General features: G+C 47.9%; 16 protein-coding genes. 4 read left to right on the top strand and 12 right to left on the bottom strand.

Going from position 1 to position 26,067, the window contains the following annotated elements; all coding sequences use genetic code 11:
* Positions 1-16 precede the first annotated feature (16 nt).
* The 4 genes from RGV86_RS20565 to RGV86_RS20550 all read right to left on the bottom strand — a co-directional run bounded on the left by RGV86_RS20565 (position 17) and on the right by RGV86_RS20550 (position 7,597).
* Complete coding sequence (locus RGV86_RS20565) at positions 17-1,357, bottom strand: GGDEF domain-containing protein (RefSeq protein WP_309508442.1); 1,341 nt, start codon at positions 1,355-1,357, stop codon at positions 17-19.
* 4 nt (positions 1,358-1,361) lie between these two features.
* Positions 1,362-3,710: a sensor domain-containing phosphodiesterase gene (locus tag RGV86_RS20560; protein WP_309508443.1), complete on the bottom strand. Its 2,349-nt coding sequence runs from the start codon at positions 3,708-3,710 to the stop codon at positions 1,362-1,364.
* Between the two features lie 1,100 nt (positions 3,711-4,810).
* A complete protein-coding gene (locus tag RGV86_RS20555) occupies positions 4,811-6,241 on the bottom strand; it encodes an APC family permease (RefSeq protein ID WP_000918532.1) in 1,431 nt (476 codons plus the stop codon).
* A gap of 207 nt (positions 6,242-6,448) precedes the next feature.
* Positions 6,449-7,597: an MFS transporter gene (locus tag RGV86_RS20550; RefSeq protein ID WP_085460578.1), complete on the bottom strand. Its 1,149-nt coding sequence runs from the start codon at positions 7,595-7,597 to the stop codon at positions 6,449-6,451.
* A gap of 314 nt (positions 7,598-7,911) precedes the next feature.
* Here RGV86_RS20550 and ycaC point away from each other — a divergent pair, with 314 nt between their 5' ends.
* Positions 7,912-8,538, top strand: coding sequence for an isochorismate family cysteine hydrolase YcaC (ycaC, locus tag RGV86_RS20545; protein ID WP_000165876.1), 627 nt, complete (start codon positions 7,912-7,914; stop codon positions 8,536-8,538).
* 36 nt (positions 8,539-8,574) lie between these two features.
* Here the strand turns inward: ycaC and RGV86_RS20540 are convergent, their stop codons facing one another.
* The 8 genes from RGV86_RS20540 to lrp all read right to left on the bottom strand — a co-directional run bounded on the left by RGV86_RS20540 (position 8,575) and on the right by lrp (position 20,933).
* The gene (locus RGV86_RS20540) at positions 8,575-9,438 is read right to left on the bottom strand and encodes a dimethyl sulfoxide reductase anchor subunit family protein (protein ID WP_000534711.1); all 864 of its coding nucleotides are present in this window, start codon (positions 9,436-9,438) and stop codon (positions 8,575-8,577) included.
* Position 9,439: 1 nt separating this feature from the next.
* A complete protein-coding gene (gene dmsB / locus RGV86_RS20535; protein WP_000213098.1) occupies positions 9,440-10,057 on the bottom strand; it encodes a dimethylsulfoxide reductase iron-sulfur subunit DmsB in 618 nt (205 codons plus the stop codon).
* Positions 10,058-10,067: 10 nt separating this feature from the next.
* Positions 10,068-12,512 carry a dimethylsulfoxide reductase subunit A gene (dmsA, locus tag RGV86_RS20530; RefSeq protein ID WP_000850274.1) on the bottom strand — a complete coding sequence of 815 codons (2,445 nt, stop codon included), beginning with the start codon at positions 12,510-12,512 and terminating at the stop codon, positions 10,068-10,070.
* A gap of 237 nt (positions 12,513-12,749) precedes the next feature.
* Positions 12,750-14,042 (bottom strand): serine--tRNA ligase, encoded by a 1,293-nt coding sequence (gene serS, locus RGV86_RS20525; protein WP_000886683.1) that lies wholly within the window; start codon positions 14,040-14,042, stop codon positions 12,750-12,752.
* Positions 14,043-14,132: 90 nt separating this feature from the next.
* Complete coding sequence (gene rarA / locus RGV86_RS20520) at positions 14,133-15,476, bottom strand: replication-associated recombination protein RarA (RefSeq protein ID WP_085460577.1); 1,344 nt, start codon at positions 15,474-15,476, stop codon at positions 14,133-14,135.
* Positions 15,477-15,486: 10 nt separating this feature from the next.
* Positions 15,487-16,098, bottom strand: coding sequence for an outer membrane lipoprotein periplasmic chaperone LolA (gene lolA / locus RGV86_RS20515; protein WP_021550529.1), 612 nt, complete (start codon positions 16,096-16,098; stop codon positions 15,487-15,489).
* A gap of 153 nt (positions 16,099-16,251) precedes the next feature.
* Complete coding sequence (gene ftsK, locus RGV86_RS20510) at positions 16,252-20,304, bottom strand: DNA translocase FtsK (protein WP_085460576.1); 4,053 nt, start codon at positions 20,302-20,304, stop codon at positions 16,252-16,254.
* A gap of 134 nt (positions 20,305-20,438) precedes the next feature.
* Positions 20,439-20,933 carry a leucine-responsive transcriptional regulator Lrp gene (gene lrp / locus RGV86_RS20505; protein WP_000228473.1) on the bottom strand — a complete coding sequence of 165 codons (495 nt, stop codon included), beginning with the start codon at positions 20,931-20,933 and terminating at the stop codon, positions 20,439-20,441.
* Positions 20,934-21,477: 544 nt separating this feature from the next.
* Here lrp and trxB point away from each other — a divergent pair.
* The 3 genes from trxB to cydC all read left to right on the top strand — a co-directional run bounded on the left by trxB (position 21,478) and on the right by cydC (position 26,054).
* A complete protein-coding gene (trxB, locus tag RGV86_RS20500) occupies positions 21,478-22,443 on the top strand; it encodes a thioredoxin-disulfide reductase (protein ID WP_000537426.1) in 966 nt (321 codons plus the stop codon).
* Positions 22,444-22,565: 122 nt separating this feature from the next.
* Positions 22,566-24,332 (top strand): heme ABC transporter permease/ATP-binding protein CydD, encoded by a 1,767-nt coding sequence (gene cydD, locus RGV86_RS20495; RefSeq protein ID WP_085460575.1) that lies wholly within the window; start codon positions 22,566-22,568, stop codon positions 24,330-24,332.
* Complete coding sequence (gene cydC / locus RGV86_RS20490) at positions 24,333-26,054, top strand: heme ABC transporter ATP-binding protein/permease CydC (protein WP_085460574.1); 1,722 nt, start codon at positions 24,333-24,335, stop codon at positions 26,052-26,054.
* Positions 26,055-26,067 lie beyond the last annotated feature (13 nt).

Genomic DNA, 26,067 nt, shown 5'->3' with positions numbered 1-26,067 from the left:
CATGCAAATTAAAATATCAACACCACGTTATCTGTGCTCGGCCATTTTGCTTACTTTTATATAACCGTTCATCTGCCAGCAATTTCAACCGTTCAATGTTATTCATGCACTCATCTGTGCTGGCAACACCTATACTGCAACTACAATTTAACCCACCAATGGCGAAATGAACAACTCTGTGCAAAATTCTTGATAGCTTATTTTTATCTTTCTCATAATAAATAATAGCAAACTCATCACCGCCAAACCGGTATATTTCCCCTTCACGACGGGGTAACTCTTCTTTAATGATATTAACAAGTTTGATGAGTACTTCATCACCAAATAAATGACCAAACTTATCATTAATGGTTTTAAATTTATCCACATCAAATAGACACAGGTAGCCAAAACTTTTTCTCAGTATCTTGATTTCTTTATCAAAACTCCGGCGACCAGAAGCCCTGGTTAATGCATCACAAGTGCCAAAGTCATATATCTCTCGAATTGCATTAATCTCTTCCGTATTAAAGAATAGATTTTCTCCACGTAAATCATATTGATGATTCGACAATATAGATTCTTTTTCCAATCTACCCTTATTTATAATATCACGCAATAATTTAACATAATAAACATACATTATGACTGCAGATATTGCCGACGCAAAAACGAAAAACGCACATATATATAGATATTTACTTTTTTTATAGGCAATAATAAACATCATTTCTGGAAGATAAGAATACGACAGAGTGATAGCTGACATCTCAAATACTGCATCATTTATCAAAAAATCATCACCTGCGATTTTCTTTTCATTATCATTAATATCATAAAATGAGACATAGATATCTTCTCGTTCCCCTGATTGATTTCTTATCAAAGATAAATAACGTTCAGGATCTACCACTGATATCAAACTTGTACGTTTTGCAATGGGATGAGCATAATAAACATAGCACTTATTTTTTAAGCTAATAATGCCTCTTTCAAATTCATTAATTACCCGAATAGAGGAAACTATGTCGTCACAAAAATTATCCCCTTTCGTTGTAACTTTGATACATTTACCATCACTAATCATATAAGGACCGAGATCATACAAATATCCAGGGTTTTCATAGCCAGCAAAGCTATTGCGTATTTTTTTTAACAACTCTTCTGGCGAAACCTCAAGTTCATAAAATATATTATTAGATACTGAGCGGCGATACTCAGAAACATTAGCTATTGCAAGCCCACTATCTACAATAGATACCTTCACCGAATTAATGCGGCCTTTAACATAAATGGTGTATAAATAACAAGTTACTACAGCGACGCACAAAAAATACAAAAAACAGATCACTGCCGCCTTTTTTTTATATTTGAACATTGCTTTATTTTCTTTTTTTCGGTTTGCTGTCTATATGCCATTCTGAAAACGGTAACGGTTTCTGGTATAAGTATCCCTGAACATGAGAGAATCCTAATTTTTGCAACTCTCTAGCCTGACTTTCAGTTTCAACACCTTCAGCTATTACCGGCATATTTTCTTCACGAGCAAGACTGGATATAAAATATACAACTTTGTTAGTTTCATCGAAAATACCAGAGGTAAACTCTGAATCAATTTTAATGCTATCAGGTCTCACTTTATAAAGTTTTTTCAGGTCAGCTAATCCACTTCCGAAATCATCAAGGGAAATCTTGATACCATTTTCTTTTAAAATATTTATATTATTGTAAAAGCTATCATTTATATCTTTTACTGCTGACTCGGTGATCTCCAGGCAGATTTGTTCAGCATTTACACCAAATGCATTAATTAAAGTAAGAACACGAGTGTGGAAGTCAAATTCATTTAATTGCCAGGGAGAAACATTGATATGCAGGAGAAAATCGTTAGCAACCTCATATTCACAACTAAACACCCCAAATTCGCTAATAGCTGTTTCGAGAACAAAATCACCCAGTTCTTTAATTAATCCTATTTCTTCAGCAACAGGTACAAAAATTGATGGCGGTATTACCCCATTTTCGCAGGACAACCAGCGACATAACGCCTCCGCGCCTACAACCCTATTATTATCCATATCAACAATCGGTTGATATACTAAATAAAGCTCATTACTCGCAATCGCTTTTTTTATATTTCCTGCCACCCAGACCTTTTGATCAAGCTCATGGACTTTGATGTCATCATAAAAAATAAATTCAGATTCTTTATTTTCCCGCATAGCTGTTAATGCCAGTTTCAGTTTCCTTTCATAAATCGATACATTTTCCCCTGAAAAATTTTCGCAAATGGCAATCTTGTGGATATATATATTTCTTATGCAAAATATATGTTCAGGAAAGTTTAAAACCGATAATTTTTCGATGAACTCTTCGCAATCAGTGTGACATAGCAACAAGTATGTTTCAGTTGAGATTTTTACGATATCACAATATTTTGAATATTTTTGTGATATCTTAGATTTTATATCATTAAAAATCTCATGAAATTTCTGACTTCCATATACCGCTTCAACAAACTCTAATCCATAGATGCAAAGCATACCAATTGCCAAATAGGTTTTATTATTAGTTTCAATAATAGCCTTATTAATATAAAAGCAACTTCCTTGTTCATAGGACACAAGATTAAGTAATCGGTCCATACGCTCCTTGTATTTATCGCTGATATTATTAATGATTTTTTTGAGTTCAACAATCTCACCACTGTCATTTTGCACAATATCAATTGTGTCGTTGCGATATACTGAATTAGCTAATTTTTTCAGATGTTCTATCAGTTTGCTGGATTCACCTTTGATTTTTCTTGTTATTTTTTCAACGATATACCATAATAAACAAAAACAAACCAAGCCACATAAAAACATCAGTGTAAAATATTTATTGATGTTTGTATCTTCTGATTTTTGATAGTGGAAATAATGGAATCTGACATCAGGAAGCCTGGGGAGTGAGATAACATTATCTGTATAGTTGCCACTATTATTGCTTATGTTATAACTTCCCGATAAATCACGGACAATAAGATGTAACATTGATTTTTCATTACCCACCATAATCCTTTTGTTCTGTTCCATGAATAAAATATCAGAATCACCAGCCAGTTTATTTAAAAAATTACTGAAATATTTTTCATCAAGATCCAGATGTATTAGCTTCAAAGCAAATGATTTTTTTTCTTCTTCGGATGGTCGTAGTGAAAACGAAAAACATTTTTTTCCGGCAATACCATAACAATTATACCATGGTGACCATTTTGAATAAGTCCCCCTTGGTAATTTATTCCATGGTCGTGATTCCGGATTAAAGTAGTTATCGCTGATATCACCATCGTCACCAATAAAAGGTTTACCGGGTTCTGATTGCCCCAGAAATTTTACCTCCCCATTCTCAGTTCGAATAAAGCTAAGATATTTTCCATTATTGAGCATTATCCCTACTAAATTAACCGCGTCTATTTTTTTCATGCGATGAAGGACTGCTCGCTTTATTTCATCTTCATCATGTAACAGATAGATTGCATCTTTTAATGCATCAGCCTCTTTTTCAACTTTAGAAAAAAAATTATTCAAATTGTTATTGATGAGTATAAGGTTAATCTGTGCAGAGTTTTCTGCTATTTTTTTATGGAAATCAATTGCGGTAATAAATGACAAGACAATATAGACAGTAACAGCTAATATAACCGCAGTGTTAAATCTTGAGTTTAATTTTTCGGTAATGCTATACATACTGGTGTTCTGACTAAAATGTTATCAATAGCTTTAATATAAGATCGTATAAAGTTCTGTATATTAGCCGATGTTACCCTCCTTTTTATGACTTTCTTAATTTCATTATTCCAATATAACAAATATGTCATGATGAGAAGATTAATTTTTTCTTAATTTCCACAAGTGATTATCATGCTTCTTATTTTAACCAGAACAATATTGTTATATGTAACACTCATCTTTGTATCTTTCACCCACGCTACCGCCTTTCGTTAATCATTCAACGAAATAATTTAGATATGAAAAAATTACCCTGTAACAACACAACTAGCACATCCTGCCGAGTTGTGACATCTACTCTATAATTATCCAAAAGAGGTATTAATATCTATTGTCAGTAATCCATTCTGTTTATTTATCTTATTTAAGACATGTGTAATACGACTCTCTTAGCCCAAATATATTAATCAGTAACCTTAAAGTAAGATTTAGTCAGAAAGTGATCGTGAAAATTTCACTGCCCAGGCTGTAATTTGTCCATCAACCTAACAGATAAATATTTTCAGGAACACACGTTCGATAAAACAATAGATGCAACATTAGAGCACTATTTTATTTTTAAAACAAAAGACTGTGAACTACACCAGGCATGAGAAGATTCTGTCGGGAGATGATTTTTACCAGATTAAAACACTATAAAATATAGTTTTTACAGAATATTACGCCAGTGAATCAATATACCATCTGCATATCCAAACAATAACCGCAATCATTCTCAGCAAATTTAACCATAATTAGCAACGTGCGAATTCATTGATGCAGATCAAAAAATACGAGTTTACATTACCAATCTTTGTTGAAAATTTAGCCGTAAAAATCATGTTATTACTATGCGCAAGAGTTTACTCCAGAGCCCAAAATAATAACTTGCAAAATAACCAATAATTAAAACTATCACCATATCTAAAAATAATGGTCTCCGATAACTAAAATTCGTATTATCACGGTAGCGTTGATTTTCTTTCATCTCTTAAGAAAAACTTAACTTTTGCCTTATCAGGCCTGATCTAATTTTAGTCTATTTGATATCACAGCCCCGGCGAACCGGGGCATGATGACTATTTTGTATTCGCTTTACGTGCAAGCAGCGGGAATATCAGCCCCAGTCCAACGAGGACAAATGGCGTAGTAATGTTCAGTGCCAATTGGAATGTCCACTCTGCAGTGAAGGCTTCCATTTTAGGGAAAATTCCTGTCAGGCAGGCAAAAGCGGTAAAGGCAAAACACCATATCCCGACGGTCATTGCCATCGGCTTATTACGAATAAAGACATACTCTGGTTTATATTTCTGCGCCAGGCGAACGACAGCAATAAACGCAACAAATACCCACAAATAACGCAGCGGCATCACTACCGAGTTAAGATTCAACAGCCATTTATAGAGATTGTTCATATCACCGATGCCGAGAGTCGGTAGCATAATCAGGATCGCCACCAGCACCAGAGTCAGAAAATAACCATTAACCGGCGTACCAGAAGCGTTGGTACGACATAAACTTGCTGGAATATATTTGCTGTCGGCATCGCCTAATAACACTTTAAGCGGTGCATCAATCGAAAATACCAGTGCGGCAACTTGCCCCAGAGTGTTCGCAATGGCATAAATCACCATTAAGGTATTACCCATATTGTAATACTCCCCCAGCTTCTGGAAGGCGTAATACTGACCGTTAGTCATCAAATCATCGGGAATATTGCGCGAGTCAAACATCATCCCCATCGCCAGTGAGCCGAGAATCGCACATACTGCTACCATGCCCGCCAGACACAACATCCCTTTTGGAAATTCTTTTCCTGGGTTGCGTGTTTGGTTAACGTAAGGAGAAATCTTCTCAGCACCACCAACCGCAAAAACCAGCATTGAAATGGTGGTAATGTAGGTGAAATCGATATGTGGTATGAATGTTTCCCAGGTAATATTAGTAGTCGCAATATGCACTTCAGTAATCGCAGGCGCGGTTACCGCCATCGCCACATAGAGGAGCGACATGACAAACATCGCAATCCCTGCCACTGAACCAACAATTTTCAGTGACTTCATGCCTCGGGAGGCAACCCACATAAAGAAGATAAACAGCACCAGCGTTAACCCCTGTAACGCTACGACCGAATATTCTTTGATTAACGAACCATCGCCTTTCATCGCCCAACCGAGCGCGATCAGTATTGCCTGTGGTTTTTGTGCCAAATAAGGAATATGCACCACCCAGTAGGTCCATGCTGCAAGGTAAGCCAGCCCTGGCCCCATGGTATGTTTAATCCAGGTACTAACGCCCCCTCTCCCGTCTTTAAAGGTCGAACCTAACTGGCCGACAATCAGGGCATAAGGTGTGAAATAGAGCGCAAAAATAAATACCCATGAAAAAACAACCACCAGTCCCTGGTTGGCATAGTTATTTACAACGTTGCCAAAGCCCCAAACGGTAATAAATGACATCAAAGCAATGTTGTACCATCGCAACTGTTTTTCCTGAACGTTCCCAGCCATAGATCGATCCTTCGCCAATATTTAATGGATATTTAGAAAACGAGGAATTATGCGCGGCAAACAAGACGTGCGGAAATAGCGGAATGCAAAATTATAACCTGCTGCACACTTTATTTTTTTACGAATAAAATTTGCTAAAAGATAGTTGTACAGAGGAAACAAAAAACAGAGTGCGAAACAGCCAGTTCACACTCTGCACTCATTCATTTACACGTGAGCAACGGGTTTTGGTGTATGACCGGCGTTGCGAAGCAGCATGAGTAAATAAATAAACGACACACTGGCGATCATGATAAACAGCAGATTATCAGAGAAATTCTGCATTAACATGGCAGTAAAAGACGGGCCAAGCAGACTACCGACGGTATAACTTAACAATAACGCCTGATTCATTGCCACCAGCTGATGATGTTCAACTTTCTCGCAAGCCCAGGCCATCGCCACCGGATAGAGCGTAAAACCGGCTGCACCGAGGATGAACAACGCAGGTGCCATTGCCGCCTGACTTAACATCGCAATACTACCGAGAATGACGACAAATACCTGAACGCGCAGTACCAGCAGGCGACCAAATTTATCTGCCAGACGACCAATTGGCCATTGCCCAAGGATACCAGCACTAACCAGAACCGCCATCCAGAAGCCAATGCTGGCGTTGCTAATCCCTTTATGATTGAGGTACAGCGGCATCAGACCATACAAAGAACCCAGAACGATTCCCGAGATAATACAGCCGTTCACGCCAAGCCGCGCCTGACGAAGTTTTAGCATTGACATAATTGGCGTCGAAGCATGGTTCTCAGCCTGCTGATTCACGATACGAGTAAACAGCAGCGGCAAGATCCCTGCCAGGGTCAACCCTGTAGCCCACGGCAATACGCTCATCAACTCGGTTGAAACTTTACTGAGCAGTAACTGGCCTAAAAACGTCCCCACATAATAAACCATCATATAGGCGGCAAGTAACCGCCCACGGTTACGTGACGTACCGCTGCACATCAGCGCGCTTTCTACCACCACCCAAATCATGGCGCAACCAACGCCTGCGACGAAACGCCAGGCTAACCAGCTCCAGAAACCAATCATCAAGCCAAGCCCGGCACAACCCGCAGCAAAAATAAAGGAAGCAAGGTAATAGCTGCGATTAAACCCAAAGCGTTTAATGACATACCCTGTCAGTAAAGTACCAACCAGGTTGCCGGTAAAATAAGACGAACTGACGACGCCGACCTGCCATGTGGGCAAGTGTACCTGGGCGAGCCATAGCGGCACGAGTGTATTTAACACCGCGATCGCCAGAGTCAACAAAAGTAGGCCAGACAGCAAAAGCATGACAGGCCGGGTATACGTGGACATGAATGAAAACCGTGAGGAAGTTCAAATTTCATGCGCATCATGCCACCGCCAAAAACATTGTCAATGGGTGAAAATACGTACATAACGCAGCGGCTGTATTATCGATTTATATTACTCATTCATAACACTAATAACGAAAAGATAATCAGTCTCATCTAATTGTTTTTATTGATCTAACATAACGTTCATATGTTTAGTTCAGTCGAAAAATTTCATGGTCACTGCAAACCTGAATTTCCCGTCTATGCTTTCAGGGCAACGCATCGCGTCTGAACGATTTCAGGCGTACCACTGACTCTCGAAAGGAGAAGAGAATGACCAAACCGTATGTTCGTCTCGATAAAAATGATGCTGCTGTTTTGTTAGTTGATCACCAGGCCGGTTTACTTTCCCTCGTGCGGGATATTGAACCTGACAAATTTAAAAATAACGTGCTGGCGCTGGGTGACTTAGCCAAATATTTCAATCTACCCACCATTCTTACTACCAGTTTTGAAACCGGTCCTAACGGCCCATTAGTCCCTGAACTGAAAGCACAGTTCCCGGATGCACCGTATATTGCCCGTCCGGGAAATATTAACGCCTGGGATAACGAAGATTTTGTTAAAGCGGTCAAGGCGACAGGTAAAAAGCAGTTGATTATCGCCGGAGTGGTCACCGAAGTTTGCGTAGCATTCCCGGCGCTTTCGGCGATTGAAGAAGGTTTCGATGTCTTTGTGGTGACTGACGCGTCAGGAACCTTTAACGAAATTACCCGGCATTCGGCATGGGATCGTATGTCACAAGCAGGGGCACAATTGATGACGTGGTTTGGTGTCGCCTGCGAACTGCACCGTGACTGGCGCAACGATATCGAAGGTCTGGCGACGCTGTTCTCTAACCACATTCCTGATTATCGTAATTTGATGACCAGTTATGACACCTTAACGAAACAGAAATAAAAGAAAACCGGGGCCGAGACCCCGGTTATAAACATCTTAGCTGGCAACGGCCATCCCCACAGTCATATGCAACCCGTAGAACACGCCGCGCCCGATTAACTCACCAGCCAGAAGCAGGATGAATGACACGGAAAGCAGCGATACCGCAGGCTGAGAACCTTTTAACTGCGGTACAATCCACAAGCACAGTGCCACGGCGATAAGCACAATCCGCCAGGCCATCAGCGCACCGTAATCCGGCACTAACGCCACTGCCTGTTGTACAGAAGAGTGAATCGTAGCGAGTTCAGCCCCCTGCATTACAGACATTACGCCGCTCACCACCAGCGCCAGCACTGAAATGGCCGGAAGTAAACGCATCACCCAACCATTAACCCCCGCCAGACGCAGTAACAAATATCCCAGCAGCGGGCCTCCCATAAACATAGTCAGGAAGAAGCCCATCGGTGTCCAGATGCTGTACCAGGTCGGTACGGTATCGATGCTGTTATAAACTCGCACCATCATCCAGACAAACACCACGCCGAGAATCATCGTCACCACCAGCCACAGCGTGCGTAATGCCGGTGACAGTTTTTTCAGCACTGCCAACAACCAGCCGATGCCACCTACGGCAAAAAAGATCGAACCACTGGCGATTTCATTACTCAATGCCGAAGAGCCAACCCGGTTGAGTGAGTTAAAGGCGCGCATAGGTGAGCCAAGGTGAAGCATTGAGGCGATAAAGCCAATGCCCATCAGTACCCACAAGCCAAACATACAGGTAATCACCCGCTGTTGGGTATCAGCCCTAAGTTCGCCTTTCAACAAGGCAAATGCCAGAACGATAAAACCGCCCACGACGCACTGCCCGAAGACCGTGAAGATCATCAACGGCCATTCATGCCATCCACTTCCCATCTCACACCTCCTTCGGATTTGCCAGATAGCCAGTGGTATCCCCGGTTGGGCGGCTGTTGGCGTTAGGTTTGATCACAATATTCGGTTTGGTAAAGTGCGCTCGTGGCAATGGCGCAACAGCCGCCAGATCACCATGTTTTTTACGCAGCTCGTCGATAGGGCCAAAATCCAGCGCCCGCAGCGGACAAGATTCAACGCAGATCGGCTTTTTACCTTCCGCGACACGGTCATAGCAACCATCGCATTTGGTCATATGCCCTTTGGTTTCGTTATACTGCGGTGCGCCATACGGGCAAGCCATATGGCAGTAACGACAGCCGATGCACACATCTTCATCAACAACGACAAAACCATCTTCACGTTTATGCATCGCACCGCTCGGGCAGACTTTGGTACACGCCGGATCTTCGCAGTGATTGCACGAAATCGAGAGATAGTAGGCAAATACGTTCTGATGCCAGACACCGTTATCCTCCTGCCAGTCGCCACCAGCATATTCATAAATGCGGCGGAAGCTGACTTCAGGCGTCAAATCTTTGTAGTCTTTACAAGCCAGTTCGCAGGTTTTGCAACCGGTGCAACGGCTGGAATCAATAAAAAATCCATACTGGGTTGTCATCGGTTACTCCTTACACCTTTTCAACCTGAACAAGGTTTGTATGCGACGGATTCCCCTTGGCGAGAGGAGACGGACGTTGAGTGGTCAGTACGTTGATACAACCGCCCTTATCGACACGTTTTGCATCCGGGTCATACCAGGCGCCTTCGCCCAGTGCGACCACGCCCGGCATCATTCGTGGCGTCACTTTCGCCTCAATATGAACTTCACCACGATCGTTAAAGATCCTGACTTTATCGCCGTTGTTGATACCGCGTTTTTGCGCATCAAGCGGGTTGATCCACATCTCCTGACGGCAAGCCGCTTTCAGCACGTCTACGTTGCCGTAGGTGGAGTGAACGCGAGATTTATAGTGGAAACCCGTAAGCTGCAGCGGATACTGTTTGTTCAGCGGATCCTGATAACTTTCAAAGCCCGGCGTGTAGATCGGCAGTGGATCGATCACGTCGCCTTCTGGCAATTCCCAGGTAGCGGCAATGTCAGCCAGCGCCTGCGAATAGATCTCAATTTTGCCTGATGGCGTGGTCAGCGGATTAGCCTGCGGATCTTCACGGAAGGCTTTATAAGCAACGTGATGCCCTTGTGGGTCGCGCTTTTTAAAGATCCCCTGCTGGCGGAACTCTTCAAAGGTAGGCAACTCAGGAATCGCTTCCCGCGACTGGGCATACAGATGGCGCATCCACTCTTCCTGAGTACGACCTTCAGTAAACTGTTGCTCAACGCCAAGACGTTTTGCCAGTTCGCTGGTCATCTCATAGATGGTCTTACATTCAAAGCGCGGTTTAATCACCTGGTCGTTGAAAATCACATAAGACATATTCCCGCAGGATGCATCCAGCGCAAAGTCCATCTGTTCGGAAGCGGTGCAGTCCGGCAGCAGGATGTCAGCGTATTTCGCGGATGATGTCATGTGGCAGTCGATAACCACAATCAGCTCGCACTTCTTATCATCCTGAAGGATTTCATGGGTGCGGTTAATTTCTGAATGCTGGTTAATCAGGCAGTTACCGGCATAGTTCCAGATCATCTTGATCGGCACATCCAGCTTATCTTTCCCGCGAACCCCATCACGCAGCGCCGTCATTTCCGGGCCTCGTTCAATAGCATCGGTCCACATAAACATGGATATGCTGGTCTGGATCGGATTTTCGAGAGTCGGCATACGGACAAACGGTAAGCTGTATGAACCTTCACGCGCGCCGCTGTTCCCTCCATTGATACCAACGTTACCGGTCAGAATCGCCAGCATCGAGATAGCACGGGTTGCGATTTCACCATTAGCGTGACGCTGCGGCCCCCACCCCTGGCTGATAAAGGCCGGTTTGGTACTGCCGATTTCACGAGCCAGTTTGATGATTTTGTCTGCCGGAACACCAGTGATTTGCGATGCCCATTCCGGCGTTTTGGCAACGCCGTCTGCCCCTTCACCCAGAATATAGGCTTTGTAGTGGCCATTTTTCGGCGCACTGGCTGGCAGGGTTTTCTCGTCGTAGCCAACGCAATATTTATCGAGGAATTCCTGATCAACCAGATTTTCGGTGATCATGACGTACGCCAGACCGTTAACCAGTGCGGCATCTGTTCCCGGACGAATTGGGATCCACTCATCTTCACGCCCGGCACCGGTGTCGGTATAGCGCGGATCGATGATGATCATGCGAGCATTTGATTTCTGACGTGCCTGTTCAAGGTAATAAGTTACCCCGCCGCCGCTCATTCGCGTTTCGCCCGGGTTATTACCAAACAGCACCACTAGCTTACTGTTTTCGATATCTGACGGGCTGTTACCATCCGCCCAGCCGCCATAGGTATAGTTCAGACCTTCTGCAATTTGCGCGGAGGAATAATCACCATAATGGTTCAGATAACCGCCGCAGCAGTTCATTAGGCGCGCGACCAGAGTATTTCCCGGTGGCCAGGAACGGGTCATGGTGCCGCCCAGCGTACCTGTACCATAGTTCAGATAGATGGATTCATTACCGTACTCTTTAATCAGGCGCTGCATATTGGTCGCGATAATGTCGTAGGCTTCTTCCCAGCTAATACGCTCGAATTTGCCTTCACCGCGCGCCCCGACGCGTTTCATCGGATATTTCAGGCGGTCTGGGTTATAAACGCGGCGACGCATGGAACGTCCACGCAAACAGGCGCGTACCTGATGCAGGCCGTCGTAATTGTCATCACCGGTATTATCTGTTTCGACGTATTTGATTTCACCGTCCACAACATGCATTCGCAGTGGGCAGCGGCTACCGCAGTTAACTGTACAGGCGCTCCAGATAACCTTCTCGTCAGAATTTGCCGCAATGGCGTTATCGACAGCGTGCGCTATTCGACTAAAAGGTAATGTTAATGCACTGCTGGCCATCGCCAGGCCACCGATCGCTGTCGTTTTAACCAAACCACGGCGACTCACCTCAGCAGCCAATACCGCATCAGGGATTTTCGTTTTCATAATGGCTCACTCAAGCTTGCTCACGATTAATTCCAGTAACAAACCGTATTGTGTAATTATTTTTATAGCTGACGCTATATAGGCTTGTATACATCGAATGATTTGAAAATCAACGGGATAGGTAGATTTTCACTCGTAAGTAGTATTGCGCTTAAGTAACGAGTAATTATTGTTTGGTATCAAAGGGAGACAAAAAAAGCGCCCGCAGGCGCTTTTTAGATTCAGAAAAATTGGGTATTAGCCAATATATTCCAGTCCGTTCATATATGGACGCAAAACTTCTGGTACTTCAATACGACCATCGGCCTGCTGATAGTTTTCCATTACCGCAACCAGCGTGCGACCAACAGCCAGCCCGGAACCGTTCAGGGTATGAACCAGACGGGTTTTCTTGTCAGACTTGCTGCGGCAGCGTGCCTGCATACGACGCGCCTGGAAATCCCAGACGTTAGAGCAGGAAGAAATTTCGCGGTAGGTGTTCTGCGCCGGGATCCATACTTCCAGGTCGTAAGTTTTGCACGCGCCAAAGCCCATGTCACCAGTGCAAAGGATGATTTTACGGTACGGCAGACCCAGCAGTTGCAGGACTTTTTCTGCATGACCGGTCATCTCTTCCAGCGCCGCCATAGAGTCTTCCGGGCGCACGATCTGAACCATTTCAACTTTGTCGAACTGGTGCATACGGATCAGACCACGGGTATCACGACCATAAGAACCGGCTTCAGAACGGAAGCATGGCGTATGGGCGGTCATCTTAATCGGCAGGTCATCTTCATCAATGATTTCACCGCGAACCAAGTTGGTCAGCGGAACTTCTGCCGTTGGGATCAGCGCGTAGTTACTGGTGTCTGCTTCTTCTTCCAGCGGACGGGTATGGAACAGGTCGCCAGCAAATTTCGGCAACTGACCTGTACCGTAAAGCGTATCCTGGTTAACCAGATACGGGACATAGTTTTCACTATAGCCATGCTGCTCGGTATGCAGATCCAGCATAAACTGCGACAATGCGCGGTGCATACGTGCGATCTGCCCTTTCATCACCACAAAGCGCGAACCGGTCAGCTTAACCGCTGCTGCAAAGTCGAGGCCAGAGTGCATTTCACCCAGCGTCACGTGGTCACGAACTTCAAAGTCAAACTCACGCGGGGTGCCCCAGCGGCTGACTTCAACGTTGTCATTTTCGTCTTTACCCACCGGCACTTCATCTGCAGGCAGGTTAGGGATTGTCAGCGCGATATCGCGAATTTCAGCCTGTAAAGCATCCAGTTCGGCTTTTGCTGCATCCAGCTCTTCGCCCAGTTTGTTCACTTCCAGACGTAAAGGCTCGATATCTTCCCCGCGCGCTTTCGCCTGGCCAATGGATTTCGATCGGGAGTTACGCTCCGCTTGCAGGTTTTCCGTTTTGACCTGCAATACTTTACGACGCTCTTCAAGAGCGCCCAGCTTATCTACATCCAGCTTAAAGCCCCGGCGTGCCAGTTTTTCAGCGACTGCGTCTGGCTCATTACGCAGCAGATTGGGATCGAGCATGCTTATCCTGTGCTTATCGAATTAAATGGGAGATGTGGCCACAGCCTGCGACCACAGGGATACAGTAACAACATTACCGCAACGATAACATTAACGGTAGCGTTTTATGGGGCTATTTTGATCCTGTTCAGCCAGCCAGGCGAGCTTTTCGCCAATCTTGCCTTCCAGCCCCCTGTTTGTCGGGAAATAATAGCGTGTTTGTGCTATTTCCGGTGGGAAGTAAACCTCACCGGCCGCATAAGCGTTTGCTTCATCATGAGCGTAACGATATTCCTGCCCGTAGCCCATTTCCTTCATTAATTTCGTCGGCGCATTACGCAAATGAACCGGCACGTCATAATCCGGACGTTCGCGAGCATCGGCCAGCGCGGCTTTAAACGCCGTATACACAGCGTTGCTTTTCGGTGCGCAGGCCAGGTAAACAATCGCCTGGGCAATGGCGCGTTCGCCTTCTGCCGGACCAACACGGGTAAAGCAATCCCATGCAGCAATCGCTACCTGCATCGCACGTGGGTCAGCATTGCCGACGTCTTCCGACGCTATCGCCAGACAGCGACGCGCGACATATAACGGATCACCACCAGCAGTAATAATTCGCGCATACCAGTACAACGCCGCATCAGGTGCGCTGCCACGCACAGATTTATGCAGTGCGGAAATCAGATCGTAAAAGCGATCGCCTTTGTTATCGAAGCGGGCGCTACGCTCACCGGCGATTTCCGTCAGTAATTCGGGCTTCAGGACACGTTTGCCACTGCCATCGACTTCGGCCATATCCGCCATCATTTCCAGCGTATTTAACGCCCGACGCGCGTCACCATTCACCAGTTCAGCAATCGCACGGCGTGTTTCATCGGGCAGAACAATATCCTGCCCACCATAGCCGCGCGTTTTGTCTTCCATCGCCTGAGTAAGTACTCGCTCAATATCCTCGGTCGTCAATGATTTCAGCAGATAGACGCGGGCACGTGAAAGCAGCGCCGAATTAAGCTCAAACGAGGGGTTTTCAGTCGTCGCGCCAATGAAAGTGATGGTGCCATCTTCAATATGCGGTAGAAACGCATCCTGCTGGCTCTTGTTGAAGCGATGTACTTCGTCAACAAACAGAATGGTGCGGCGTCCGGCGTTGCGGTTCTGCCGCGCGCGCTCGATCGCCTCGCGAATCTCTTTCACACCAGAAGTAACGGCAGAAATACGTTCCACATCAGCGTTTGCGTAGCGGGCGATCACTTCAGCAAGGGTCGTTTTACCCGTACCCGGCGGCCCCCAGAGGATCATTGAATGCAGGTGCCCGGCTTCGATAGCGCGCGGCAACGGCTTCCCCGCAGCCAGCAAATGTTGCTGACCGATATACTGTGCTAAATTTTCTGGCCGCATACGCGCGGCCAGAGGTTGAAAAGTATTATCCGAAAAATCGAGCGACAGATTGCTCACTCAGGTGCCTCTACTTACGTTGGTCATCTACCGTTACGCCTTGCGGCGGGGTGAAGGTAAATTTCGCTGCATCCACAACGCCATTTTGCTGGGATTTCAGTTGATAACTGCTGCGCTGATCGTCCTGCTCCACCGCGCTAAACTGATGGATTGTGCCGTCACGCCCCACGTTGATGGTGAACTGCTTCAGGTTGCCATTGCTGGCTTTCGGCGTGAGGACAAAGTCATCGCCATTCTGTTTGATATTGTACTGCTGCCAGTCGCTGGACTGGTTGCGGGCAATCAGCATAAACGGCGTATTACCGGTAGCATCTTTCAGCCAGGTTGCCGTAGCCTGCTCAACGAACGGGTTATAGAACCACAGTGTTTTACCGTCAGAAACCAGGATGCTTTCATCAGGTTGAGTCATATGCCAGTTGAACAAGTTAGGACGTTTCACCCACAGATCGCCCTGACCTTCCTGCACCGCCGCGCCGCTACCGTCAGTCACTTTTTGCGTGAAGCTGGCGTGGAAGCTGCTGACTTTATCCAGGCGGCTTTTCAGATCGCTTGCGGCATCAGCCCAAACACTGGACGCCACTAAACTTGAGAGTAATGCACAGGTGATGGCAATTTTTTTCATCATTGTTCCTCAAATTACGTCACTCCCAAACGGGAGTTCCCTCTACTCTATTCCAGGCTAATAATCAGCTTGAGGAAAGAAGAAAATACTGAATTTTCAGTTGATAGAGTGCCGAATGCGACGCTATTGCGTCTTATCCGGCCTACACATCCATTAGTCAAACGGCGGTGGGGCCAGCACTTCACGATTACCGTTGTGCCCCTGTTCGCTGACGATCCCCTGCGCTTCCATCTGTTCGATAATACGCGCCGCACGGTTATAACCAATGCGGAACTGACGCTGTACGCCTGAAATTGACGCTTTGCGTTTTTCAGTGACAAACTGCACCGCCTGATCGAACAACGGATCCAGTTCTTCAGCGCCATCGAAACCGCCCGCGCCACCTTCGCTTTCACTGTCGGAGGTGATGCCATCAACATACTGTGGGCGACCACGCGCTTTCCAGTCCTGCACCACGGCATGAACTTCCTGATCCCGAACAAAGGCACCATGAACACGTACCGGCATGGTGGAGTTCGGCCCGGAGTAGAGCATATCCCCCATGCCCAGTAACGATTCGGCACCAGCCTGATCGAGAATGGTTCGTGAGTCAATTTTACTGGATACCGTAAAGGCGATACGGGTCGGAATATTCGCTTTAATCAGACCTGTAATAACATCAACTGATGGACGTTGCGTTGCCAATACGAGGTGGATACCTGCGGCACGGGCTTTTTGCGCCAGACGTGCAATCAGCTCTTCCACTTTTTTACCCACCGTCATCATCAGGTCGGCAAATTCATCGACCAGAACAACAATATAAGGCTCTTTTTTCAGCACCGGATGCTGAGCATCCATACTGTCGCCCGGTTTCCAGTACGGATCTGGTATTGGGCGCATCATACGGTCAGCTTCAGCAATTTTTTCGTTATAACCCGCCAGGTTACGCACACCCAGCGCAGACATCAGTTTATAACGACGCTCCATTTCGTTGACGCACCAGCGTAAAGCGTTGGCAGCATCTTTCATGTCGGTCACGACTTCCGTTAGCAGATGCGGAATACCTTCATATACCGAAAGCTCCAGCATTTTCGGGTCGATCATGATGAAACGCACATCTTCCGGCTGCGCTTTATAGAGCATACTCAGGATCATGGCGTTCACACCGACTGACTTACCGGAGCCGGTAGTGCCCGCAACCAACAAATGCGGCATTTTTGCCAGATCGGCAACGACCGGATCGCCAGCGATATCTTTACCCAGCACTATCGTTAATGGCGATGGGTTATCGCGGAACTTAGCGTTGTCCAGCACTTCGCGCAGGTAAACGGTTTGGCGTTTTTTGTTGGGTAACTCCAGACCTACGTAAGGTTTACCCGGAATAACTTCAACGACACGAACCGCCACGGTTGATAGCGAACGAGCGAGGTCACGTGATAAATTAGAAATACGCGCCGCTTTTACGCCCGGTGCCAGATTCAGCTCAAAGCGGGTGATAACTGGCCCCGGAGAATAATTGACGACATCGGCTTTAATGCGGAAATCAGCCAGACGCGCCTCTACCAGACGCGCCATTTGCTCAAGCGCAAAGGTATCTACGGGTTCCACTTCGCTCGGCGGCGGCGTCAGCAAATCCAGAGAAGGCAGCGGCGTCGTCGGTTTGTGTAGTGGACGACTGTCGCCATTGCGCATTAACAGCGGATGAAGCAGGGTATCCTGCGACTGTGGCGCTACCGGTTGCTGCGGCTGCTGATACTGCGGCTGTGGCGCTACCGGTTGCTGCGGCTGCTGATATTGCTGCTGTGGCGCTACCGGTTGTTGCGGCTGTTGATAGTGCTGCTGCGGTGCTACCGGTTGTTGCGGCTGTTGATAGTGCTGCTGCGGTGCTACCGGTTGTTGCGGCTGTTGATATTGCGGCTGTGGCGCTACCGGTTGCTGCGGCTGTTGATACTGCGGCTGCGGTGCTACCGGTTGCTGCGGCTGCTGAACAGGTTCAACAATTGGCGTAAACAGCGGTTCGTGTGGACCATCATCCACTAACGCTTTCATCGGTGAAAATTCGAAATCATCCAGCGAGAACGGATTCGCCCCAGCCGGTTGTTCACCGGAATAACGCTGCTGCTGAGTCTGGGCAAACTGACGAGCCAGCTCAGCCTCTGCCGCAGCATCTGCATCTTCCGCGTTCACTGGCACATCATGTTGATATTGCTCGCCATAGCGTTGCTGCTGCGTCTGGGCGAACTGACGAGCCAGTTCATCCTGCTGCATCGCATCGATTTCATCATCGTTATACTGCCCGCCAGCATCGTACTGGTTGCGCTGGGCTTCACGAGCCTTCTCTTCCGCTGCACGCTGTGAGGGCAGCTTAATGCCATATGACGCCAGTTCACGACGTGTTGGTACGCGGATACGCTTCGGTCGAGGTAACTGCGGGCCAATGCCCTCTTTCACTTGCGGACGCGGCGCACCGCTATTTGCCAGGCTGAAAACAGGCGCAGCAACCGTCGCTGCGGCTCCCGTCGCCAGGGTCGCTTTTTTCACGCCCGATGCCAGCGGTGAAACAGCGGCAGCGGCTTCTACTGGAGGTACTGCTGCAACAGAAGTTGCTTTCAGCGAAGATTTGATCGGTTCTGGTTCTTTAACCGGTTCAGGAATCGGTTGATACCAGGCCGCAAGTTGTTCACGTTCACGGGCACGCTTCTCTTCCACTTCTTCAAAATAGTAAAGCGGCGGACGCGCAGGCTTTGTCTCTTCTACAACAGGCTCAGGTGTCGCGACAGGCTGCTGTTCAACAGGTTGCGGCTGTTGGTACAACGGCTCCTGAACGGCTGGCTGCTGGTAAGTTTGCTCCGTCTGGTTTGTAGACTGGGGAGCAAAAGCGGATTGCTGCTCTTCGGCTTGCCAGGCGTTACCAGCCACCGGCTGTTCTGGTGCAGGGGCATAATACGGCTGTTGAACAGGTTGTTCCGCTGCATGTTGAACAGGTTGTTCCGCAGCAGGCGTATAGTACGACTGCTGTGGCGGTACAGGCTGTTGCAGCGGCTCATTATATTGCACCGCAGGCTGCGAATATTGTGGCTGCTGTGGGTAACCTTCCGCTGCAGGAGCAATAACCGGCTCGCCCGTTTGCGGCCCCGGCACAGGCTGCCAGGCAACAGTAGGTTGCGCAGGTGGAACATCAACAGAGGCAACAGGCGGCGTCTGAGTAACAGGTTCAACCGGCGCGGCCCAGCTTTGCGTCGCCGTGGTTGCAGCCGCTGCGGCAGCGACAGGCTCGGTAATCGGCGCACCATTTAATAAAGGATCGTATTCGTCATACTCTGGCTGCGTTGCACGATTGCCCGAAAACAGGACGTCATCAGGATCGGCTGCTACGCCGCGCGCAGTGTAGGTAACATCGTCTTCATCATCCATCCGCTTGCCGGAAAATAACGCAGCGTCTGTTTGCCGCCCCATCGGATTAATGAATTTTTCCGCCAGGCGTTTACGACGCGCTAGCGCGCCGCGAAGAATACGAGCACGGCGCGATTCATGCTGTTTGCCGTGGTTTTCATCTTCGTACTCTTCGTCGTCTTCATACTCATCTTCATCGACCCAGGTATCATCGCGACGGGTGCGATTACTGGCGAAGGTGAGAATGTTTAAAATCCAGCCGCCCAGTTTTTCGGCAATAGTCACCCAGGACCAACCGGTAAACAGCGTCAGGCCAGCTGCCCAGACGCAAAGCAGCGCAATAGTTCCCCCACTGCTGTGTAGCAGAGGCTGCAACGTGGTGCTTAATAAACTACCGATTACGCCACCAGAGGCAAAATACCAGATATCGTCGGCGTTAATGGCTGCCAGACCACAGGAGGTAAGGATGAGCGCCAGCACGCCAATAATACGTAACGAAACGGCAAAATAATCAATGTATTCGTCGCTGGCCTGATGACGCCACGCAAACCAACAGCCACCGACAATGATGACGGGGATGGTGTAAGCCATCACGCCAAAAATGAAGAACAGGGTATCGGCCAGCCACGCACCAGGAGCCCCACCTAAATTATGGATAGGCTCATGCCAGGCCGTTTGCGACCAGCTAGGATCCGAAGGGTTAAAACTCAATAAAGCTGCCATCAACCAGACGGCAAACAGGACAATAAGAATCAGCAACGCCTCCAGAAGTCGGCGCCCGCTGCTTAACTTTGTCAATGTGACTTCTTTGTCTTCAGTGTATTCCTGGCTCAAGAAAGGCTCTCCAGGTTACAGGCTTTTCCTGCCCGATGCTAAAACGGACAACAGTACCAGGTTACCCCAGTACTGTTGCTGTATGGATTAACAGGAGTGTAATCAAAATACGCCGATTTTGCACCTGTTCCGTGTTAGCGCGTCTTAATAACCAGACGATTACTCTGCTTGACTTCTTCCATAACAACGTATGTCCGTGTGTCATTGACGCCAGGCAGACGCAGCAGAGTTTCCCCCAGCAGCTTACGGTAAGCTGACATATCCGGCACGCGTGTTTTCAACAGGTAGTCGAAATCACCAGATACTAAATGACACTCCTGAATTTCTTCAAGTTTTTGTACAGCGGTATTGAATTGTTCAAACACATCCGGAGCACCACGATTCAGAGTAATCTCAACGAATACCAGAAGTGATGCATCCAGATAATGCGGGTTCAGCAGTGCCGTATAGCCCTGGATAAACCCTTGTCTTTCCAGCCGACGCACACGCTCAAGGCACGGCGTTGGGGAAAGTCCCACACGTTTAGAAAGCTCGACGTTAGAAATACGCCCATCCTTTTGCAACTCATTAAGAATGTTACGATCGATACGGTCGAGATCTTTGCCAGGGCGCTTCTTGCTATCTACCATTATTATTGTCTCTCTGTATTCCTTCCCTACTCCTGTCTGACCCTGAAAACATCACTGTTCAGAGTCGCTACCCGTCACGATAGACCGAAATCATTAAGATTCACGGCGCGCAATGCCTGGGTCTACGGTGAGAAGACCGTTGCCTGGAGGCTGCTATCGACATCACGAATGGCGTCTGTCCACGCCATGCGTAGATTTCACTAGCACGGTAAACATGGTATTTACATGCATGATTATGCGCATATAAGAATACTGTTTTTTTCTTCCTCGAATGTTTTCGCAAAACACCAGGTGATTGTCAAAGCAAAACATCGTTTTTTAGTACAACATGCCAGTTATTCATTAACAGTCGCGTTTAATCATCATTTAATCGGCTTATAAACCGGAAAAATTAAGTAGCAGGCGTGATAATGACAGAAGAATTTGACATGCTTATCGCTTCTGACGATTGCACAAATCGTTAACAAAATCGTCATACTCTTTTTTTACGTCTGTAAATTCCCTACAATCCTGCCCATTGTCTGCCAACAACTATGGGGATCTCATGGGCACGACCAAACACAGTAAACTGCTTATCCTGGGTTCAGGCCCGGCGGGCTATACCGCTGCTGTCTACGCGGCGCGCGCCAACCTGCAACCCGTGCTGATTACCGGCATGGAAAAAGGCGGCCAACTGACCACCACCACGGAAGTGGAAAACTGGCCAGGCGATCCAAACGATCTGACCGGTCCGTTATTAATGGAACGCATGCATGAACATGCCACCAAATTTGAAACTGAAATCATCTTTGATCACATCAACAAAGTGGATTTGCAGAATCGTCCGTTCCGTCTGTCTGGCGACAGCGGCGAGTACACCTGCGATGCGCTGATTATTGCTACCGGAGCTTCTGCTCGCTATCTCGGCCTGCCCTCTGAAGAAGCCTTTAAAGGACGTGGGGTTTCCGCCTGTGCGACCTGCGATGGATTCTTCTACCGTAATCAGAAGGTTGCGGTTATCGGCGGCGGTAATACCGCTGTTGAAGAGGCATTGTATCTCTCTAACATTGCTTCTGAAGTACACCTGATTCACCGCCGCGATACTTTCCGCGCAGAAAAAATTCTGATTAAGCGTCTGATGGATAAAGTGGAGAACGGCAACATCATTCTGCACACCAACCGTACGCTGGAAGAAGTGACCGGCGATCAGATGGGTGTCACTGGCGTTCGTCTTCGTGATACACAAAACAGCGATAACATCGAGTCGCTCGACGTTGCCGGTCTGTTTGTTGCTATCGGTCATAGCCCGAATACCGCCATTTTCGAAGGGCAACTGGAACTGGAAAACGGCTACATCAAAGTACAATCGGGTATTCATGGTAATGCCACCCAGACCAGCATTCCGGGCGTCTTTGCCGCAGGTGATGTGATGGATCATATTTATCGCCAGGCCATTACTTCCGCCGGTACAGGCTGCATGGCGGCACTGGATGCTGAACGCTACCTCGACGGTTTAGCTGACGCAAAATAATTTTACAAATCAGTAACAAAAGTAAAGAAGGCGACACCATGCGACTATGGGTCGCCTTTATTATTCCTCCGTTGTAACATTGCCCTGCAAAAAATTCTGATAACTCACCTGCTAAGCGTGCAATGAATAAATCCCGTCAAAAAGAGTTAACCCGCTGGTTAAAACAGCAAAGCGTCATCTCCCAACGGTGGCTGAATATTTCTCGTCTGTTGGGCTTTGTAAGTGGCATATTGATAATTGCCCAGGCCTGGTTCATGGCGCGTATTCTGCAGCACATGATTATGGAGAACATCCCCCGCGAAGCCCTGCTTCTGCCCTTTACTTTACTGGTGCTGACCTTTGTGTTGCGCGCATGGGTGGTCTGGTTGCGCGAACGGGTGGGTTATCACGCCGGGCAGCATATCCGTTTTGCCATCCGCCGCCAGGTTCTCGACCGTTTGCAGCAAGCAGGACCAGCGTGGATTCAGGGCAAACCAGCGGGGAGTTGGGCGACGCTGGTACTCGAGCAAATTGACGATATGCATGATTACTATGCTCGCTACCTGCCACAAATGGCGCTGGCAGTGTCGGTGCCGCTGCTGATTGTGGTAGCAATATTCCCTTCTAACTGGGCTGCGGCGCTTATTCTGCTGGGCACTGCGCCGTTAATCCCGTTGTTTATGGCGTTAGTTGGAATGGGCGCCGCCGATGCAAACCGACGTAACTTTCTCGCACTTGCTCGCTTAAGTGGGCATTTCCTCGATCGCCTGCGCGGCATGGAAACGCTGCGTATTTTTGGTCGTGGTGAAGCTGAAATTGAAAGCATTCGTTCTGCTTCGGAAGATTTCCGTCAACGGACAATGGAAGTGCTGCGGCTGGCATTTTTATCCTCCGGCATACTGGAGTTCTTTACCTCGCTGTCGATTGCCCTTGTGGCGGTGTACTTTGGTTTTTCCTATCTCGGCGAGCTGGATTTTGGTCACTATGATACTGGCGTGACGCTGGCTGCGGGTTTTCTGGCGCTGATACTTGCGCCTGAGTTTTTCCAGCCATTGCGCGATCTCGGTACGTTTTATCATGCTAAAGCCCAGGCTGTTGGCGCGGCGGACAGTCTGAAAACGTTTATGGAAACCCCGCTCGCCCATCCGCAGCGCGGTGAGACGGAATTAACATCGACCGATCCGGTGACCATTGAGGCCGAGGATCTGTTTATCACATCGCCGGAAGGTAAAACGCTGGCCGGACCGCTGAACTTTACTTTGCCAGCAGGTCAACGTGCGGTGTTGGTTGGTCGTAGCGGTTCAGGTAAAAGTTCACTGCTTAATGCGCTTTCCGGTTTTCTCTCATATCAGGGATCACTACGGGTCAACGGGATAGAATTACGTGATTTATCACCGGAATCGTGGCGTAAACATCTCTCCTGGGTTGGGCAAAATCCACAATTACCAGCAGCAACACTACGGGACAATGTGCTACTGGCGCGACCTGATGCCAGCGAACAAGAGTTACAAACAGCACTGGATAACGCCTGGGTCAGTGAGTTTCTACCGCTCCTGCCACAAGGAGTTGATACGCCTGTTGGCGACCAGGCTGCCCGCCTTTCCGTGGGGCAGGCGCAACGCGTGGCGGTGGCTCGCGCATTACTGCATCCCTGTTCGCTATTACTGTTGGATGAACCCGCTGCCAGCCTGGATGCACACAGTGAACAGCGAGTGATGGAGGCGCTGAATGCCGCCTCTTTGCGCCAGACTACGTTAATGGTCACCCACCAGTTAGAAGATCTTGCTGACTGGGACGCCATATGGGTGATGCAGGATGGTCAGATTATTGAGCAAGGGCGTTACGCGGAATTAAGCGTGGCTAACGGTCCTTTCGCTACATTGCTGGCTCATCGTCAGGAGGAGATTTAAATGCGCGCTTTGCTACCCTATCTGGCTCTGTATAAACGTCATAAATGGATGTTAAGCCTTGGTATTGTGTTGGCGATTATTACTCTGCTCGCCAGTATCGGTCTGTTGACGCTTTCCGGCTGGTTCCTCTCCGCCTCAGCGGTTGCGGGCGTTGCAGGACTGTACAGCTTCAACTATATGCTCCCCGCCGCAGGGGTGCGTGGCGCGGCAATCACCCGTACCGCAGGGCGTTATTTTGAACGTCTGGTGAGTCATGACGCGACTTTCCGCGTATTGCAGCATCTGCGCATTTACACCTTCAGTAAACTTTTGCCGCTCTCCCCTGCCGGGCTGGCGCGCTATCGTCAGGGCGAATTGCTCAACCGCGTCGTGGCGGATGTTGATACGCTCGATCATCTTTATTTGCGCGTTATCTCACCGCTGGTGGGCGCTTTTGTGGTGATTATGGTGGTGACAATTGGGTTAAGCTTCCTCGATTTCACCCTCGCCTTCACGCTGGGCGGCATTATGTTGCTGACGTTGTTCCTGATGCCTCCGCTATTTTATCGTGCTGGTAAAAGCACAGGGCATAATCTGACTCATCTTCGCGGGCAGTATCGCCAGCAACTGACAGCCTGGCTGCAAGGGCAAGCTGAACTGACCATTTTTGGTGCCAGCGATCGTTATCGTACGCAGTTAGAGAATACTGAAATTCAGTGGCTGGAAGCGCAACGCCGTCAATCTGAACTAACCGCTTTATCGCAAGCGATAATGCTGCTCATTGGCGCGTTAGCGGTGATCCTGATGCTGTGGATGGCGTCTGGCGGCGTTGGTGGCAATCCTCAACCCGGCGCGTTAATTGCCCTGTTTGTCTTCTGTGCGTTAGCTGCGTTTGAGGCTCTGGCGCCGGTGACAGGTGCATTTCAGCATCTGGGGCAAGTCATTGCCTCTGCAGTACGGATCACTGACTTAACGGATCAAAAACCGGAAGTCACCTTCCCTGATACCCAAACCCATGTTGCCGATCAGGTTTCCGTGACGTTACGTGATGTTCAGTTCACTTATCCTGAGCAATCACAGCAAGCTCTTAAAGGGATTTCCCTTCAGGCAAACGCCGGAGAACATATTGCGATTCTCGGTCGAACGGGATGCGGTAAATCAACACTGTTACAACTGCTGACTCGCGCATGGGACCCACAACAGGGCGAGATTTTGCTTAACGGTAGCTCTATAGCCAGCCTGAATGAAGCGACTCTGCGCCAGACCATCAGCGTTGTGCCACAGCGTGTACATCTGTTTAGCGCCACGCTGCGAGATAATCTGTTACTTGCAGCACCAGGCAGCAGTGATGAGGTTCTGGCGGAGATCTTGCGCCGCGTCGGTCTGGAGAAGCTGCTTGAAGACGCAGGACTCAACAGTTGGCTGGGTGAAGGTGGACGCCAACTCTCCGGTGGCGAACTGCGCCGTCTGGCTATCGCCCGTGCGCTATTACACGATGCGCCGCTGGTATTGCTGGACGAACCAACTGAAGGCTTAGATGCCACAACTGAAAGCCAGATCCTTGAATTACTTGCAGAAATGATGCGTGAGAAAACGGTGTTAATGGTCACCCATCGACTTCGCGGTCTCTCTCGTTTCCAGCAAATAATTGTGATGGACAACGGACAAATTATTGAGCAAGGTACTCACGCAGAACTGCTTGCCAGACAGGGGCGTTATTACCAGTTTAAGCAGGGTTTGTGAGCTATTATTGAAC

The sequence above is a fragment of the Escherichia ruysiae genome, assembly GCF_031323975.1.
Taxonomy (GTDB): domain Bacteria; phylum Pseudomonadota; class Gammaproteobacteria; order Enterobacterales; family Enterobacteriaceae; genus Escherichia; species Escherichia ruysiae.
Note: the sequence above shows the minus strand (reverse complement) of the source record. Positions and strands in the feature narration are given on the sequence as shown.

What these genes read in the sequence shown, in the direction of transcription:
- cydC (WP_085460574.1), top strand. Translation starts at nt 24,333, where the DNA reads ATGCGCGCTTTGCTACCCTATCTGGCTCTGTATAAACGTCATAAATGG.
- RGV86_RS20540 (WP_000534711.1), bottom strand. Translation starts at nt 9,438, where the DNA reads ATGGGAAGTGGATGGCATGAATGGCCGTTGATGATCTTCACGGTCTTC.
- RGV86_RS20555 (WP_000918532.1), bottom strand. Translation starts at nt 6,241, where the DNA reads ATGGCTGGGAACGTTCAGGAAAAACAGTTGCGATGGTACAACATTGCT.
- RGV86_RS20565 (WP_309508442.1), bottom strand. Translation starts at nt 1,357, where the DNA reads ATGTTCAAATATAAAAAAAAGGCGGCAGTGATCTGTTTTTTGTATTTT.
- RGV86_RS20560 (WP_309508443.1), bottom strand. Translation starts at nt 3,710, where the DNA reads ATGTATAGCATTACCGAAAAATTAAACTCAAGATTTAACACTGCGGTT.
- ycaC (WP_000165876.1), top strand. Translation starts at nt 7,912, where the DNA reads ATGACCAAACCGTATGTTCGTCTCGATAAAAATGATGCTGCTGTTTTG.
- serS (WP_000886683.1), bottom strand. Translation starts at nt 14,042, where the DNA reads ATGCTCGATCCCAATCTGCTGCGTAATGAGCCAGACGCAGTCGCTGAA.
- trxB (WP_000537426.1), top strand. Translation starts at nt 21,478, where the DNA reads ATGGGCACGACCAAACACAGTAAACTGCTTATCCTGGGTTCAGGCCCG.
- RGV86_RS20550 (WP_085460578.1), bottom strand. Translation starts at nt 7,597, where the DNA reads ATGTCCACGTATACCCGGCCTGTCATGCTTTTGCTGTCTGGCCTACTT.
- cydD (WP_085460575.1), top strand. Translation starts at nt 22,566, where the DNA reads ATGAATAAATCCCGTCAAAAAGAGTTAACCCGCTGGTTAAAACAGCAA.
- dmsB (WP_000213098.1), bottom strand. Translation starts at nt 10,057, where the DNA reads ATGACAACCCAGTATGGATTTTTTATTGATTCCAGCCGTTGCACCGGT.
- dmsA (WP_000850274.1), bottom strand. Translation starts at nt 12,512, where the DNA reads ATGAAAACGAAAATCCCTGATGCGGTATTGGCTGCTGAGGTGAGTCGC.
- lolA (WP_021550529.1), bottom strand. Translation starts at nt 16,098, where the DNA reads ATGAAAAAAATTGCCATCACCTGTGCATTACTCTCAAGTTTAGTGGCG.
- lrp (WP_000228473.1), bottom strand. Translation starts at nt 20,933, where the DNA reads ATGGTAGATAGCAAGAAGCGCCCTGGCAAAGATCTCGACCGTATCGAT.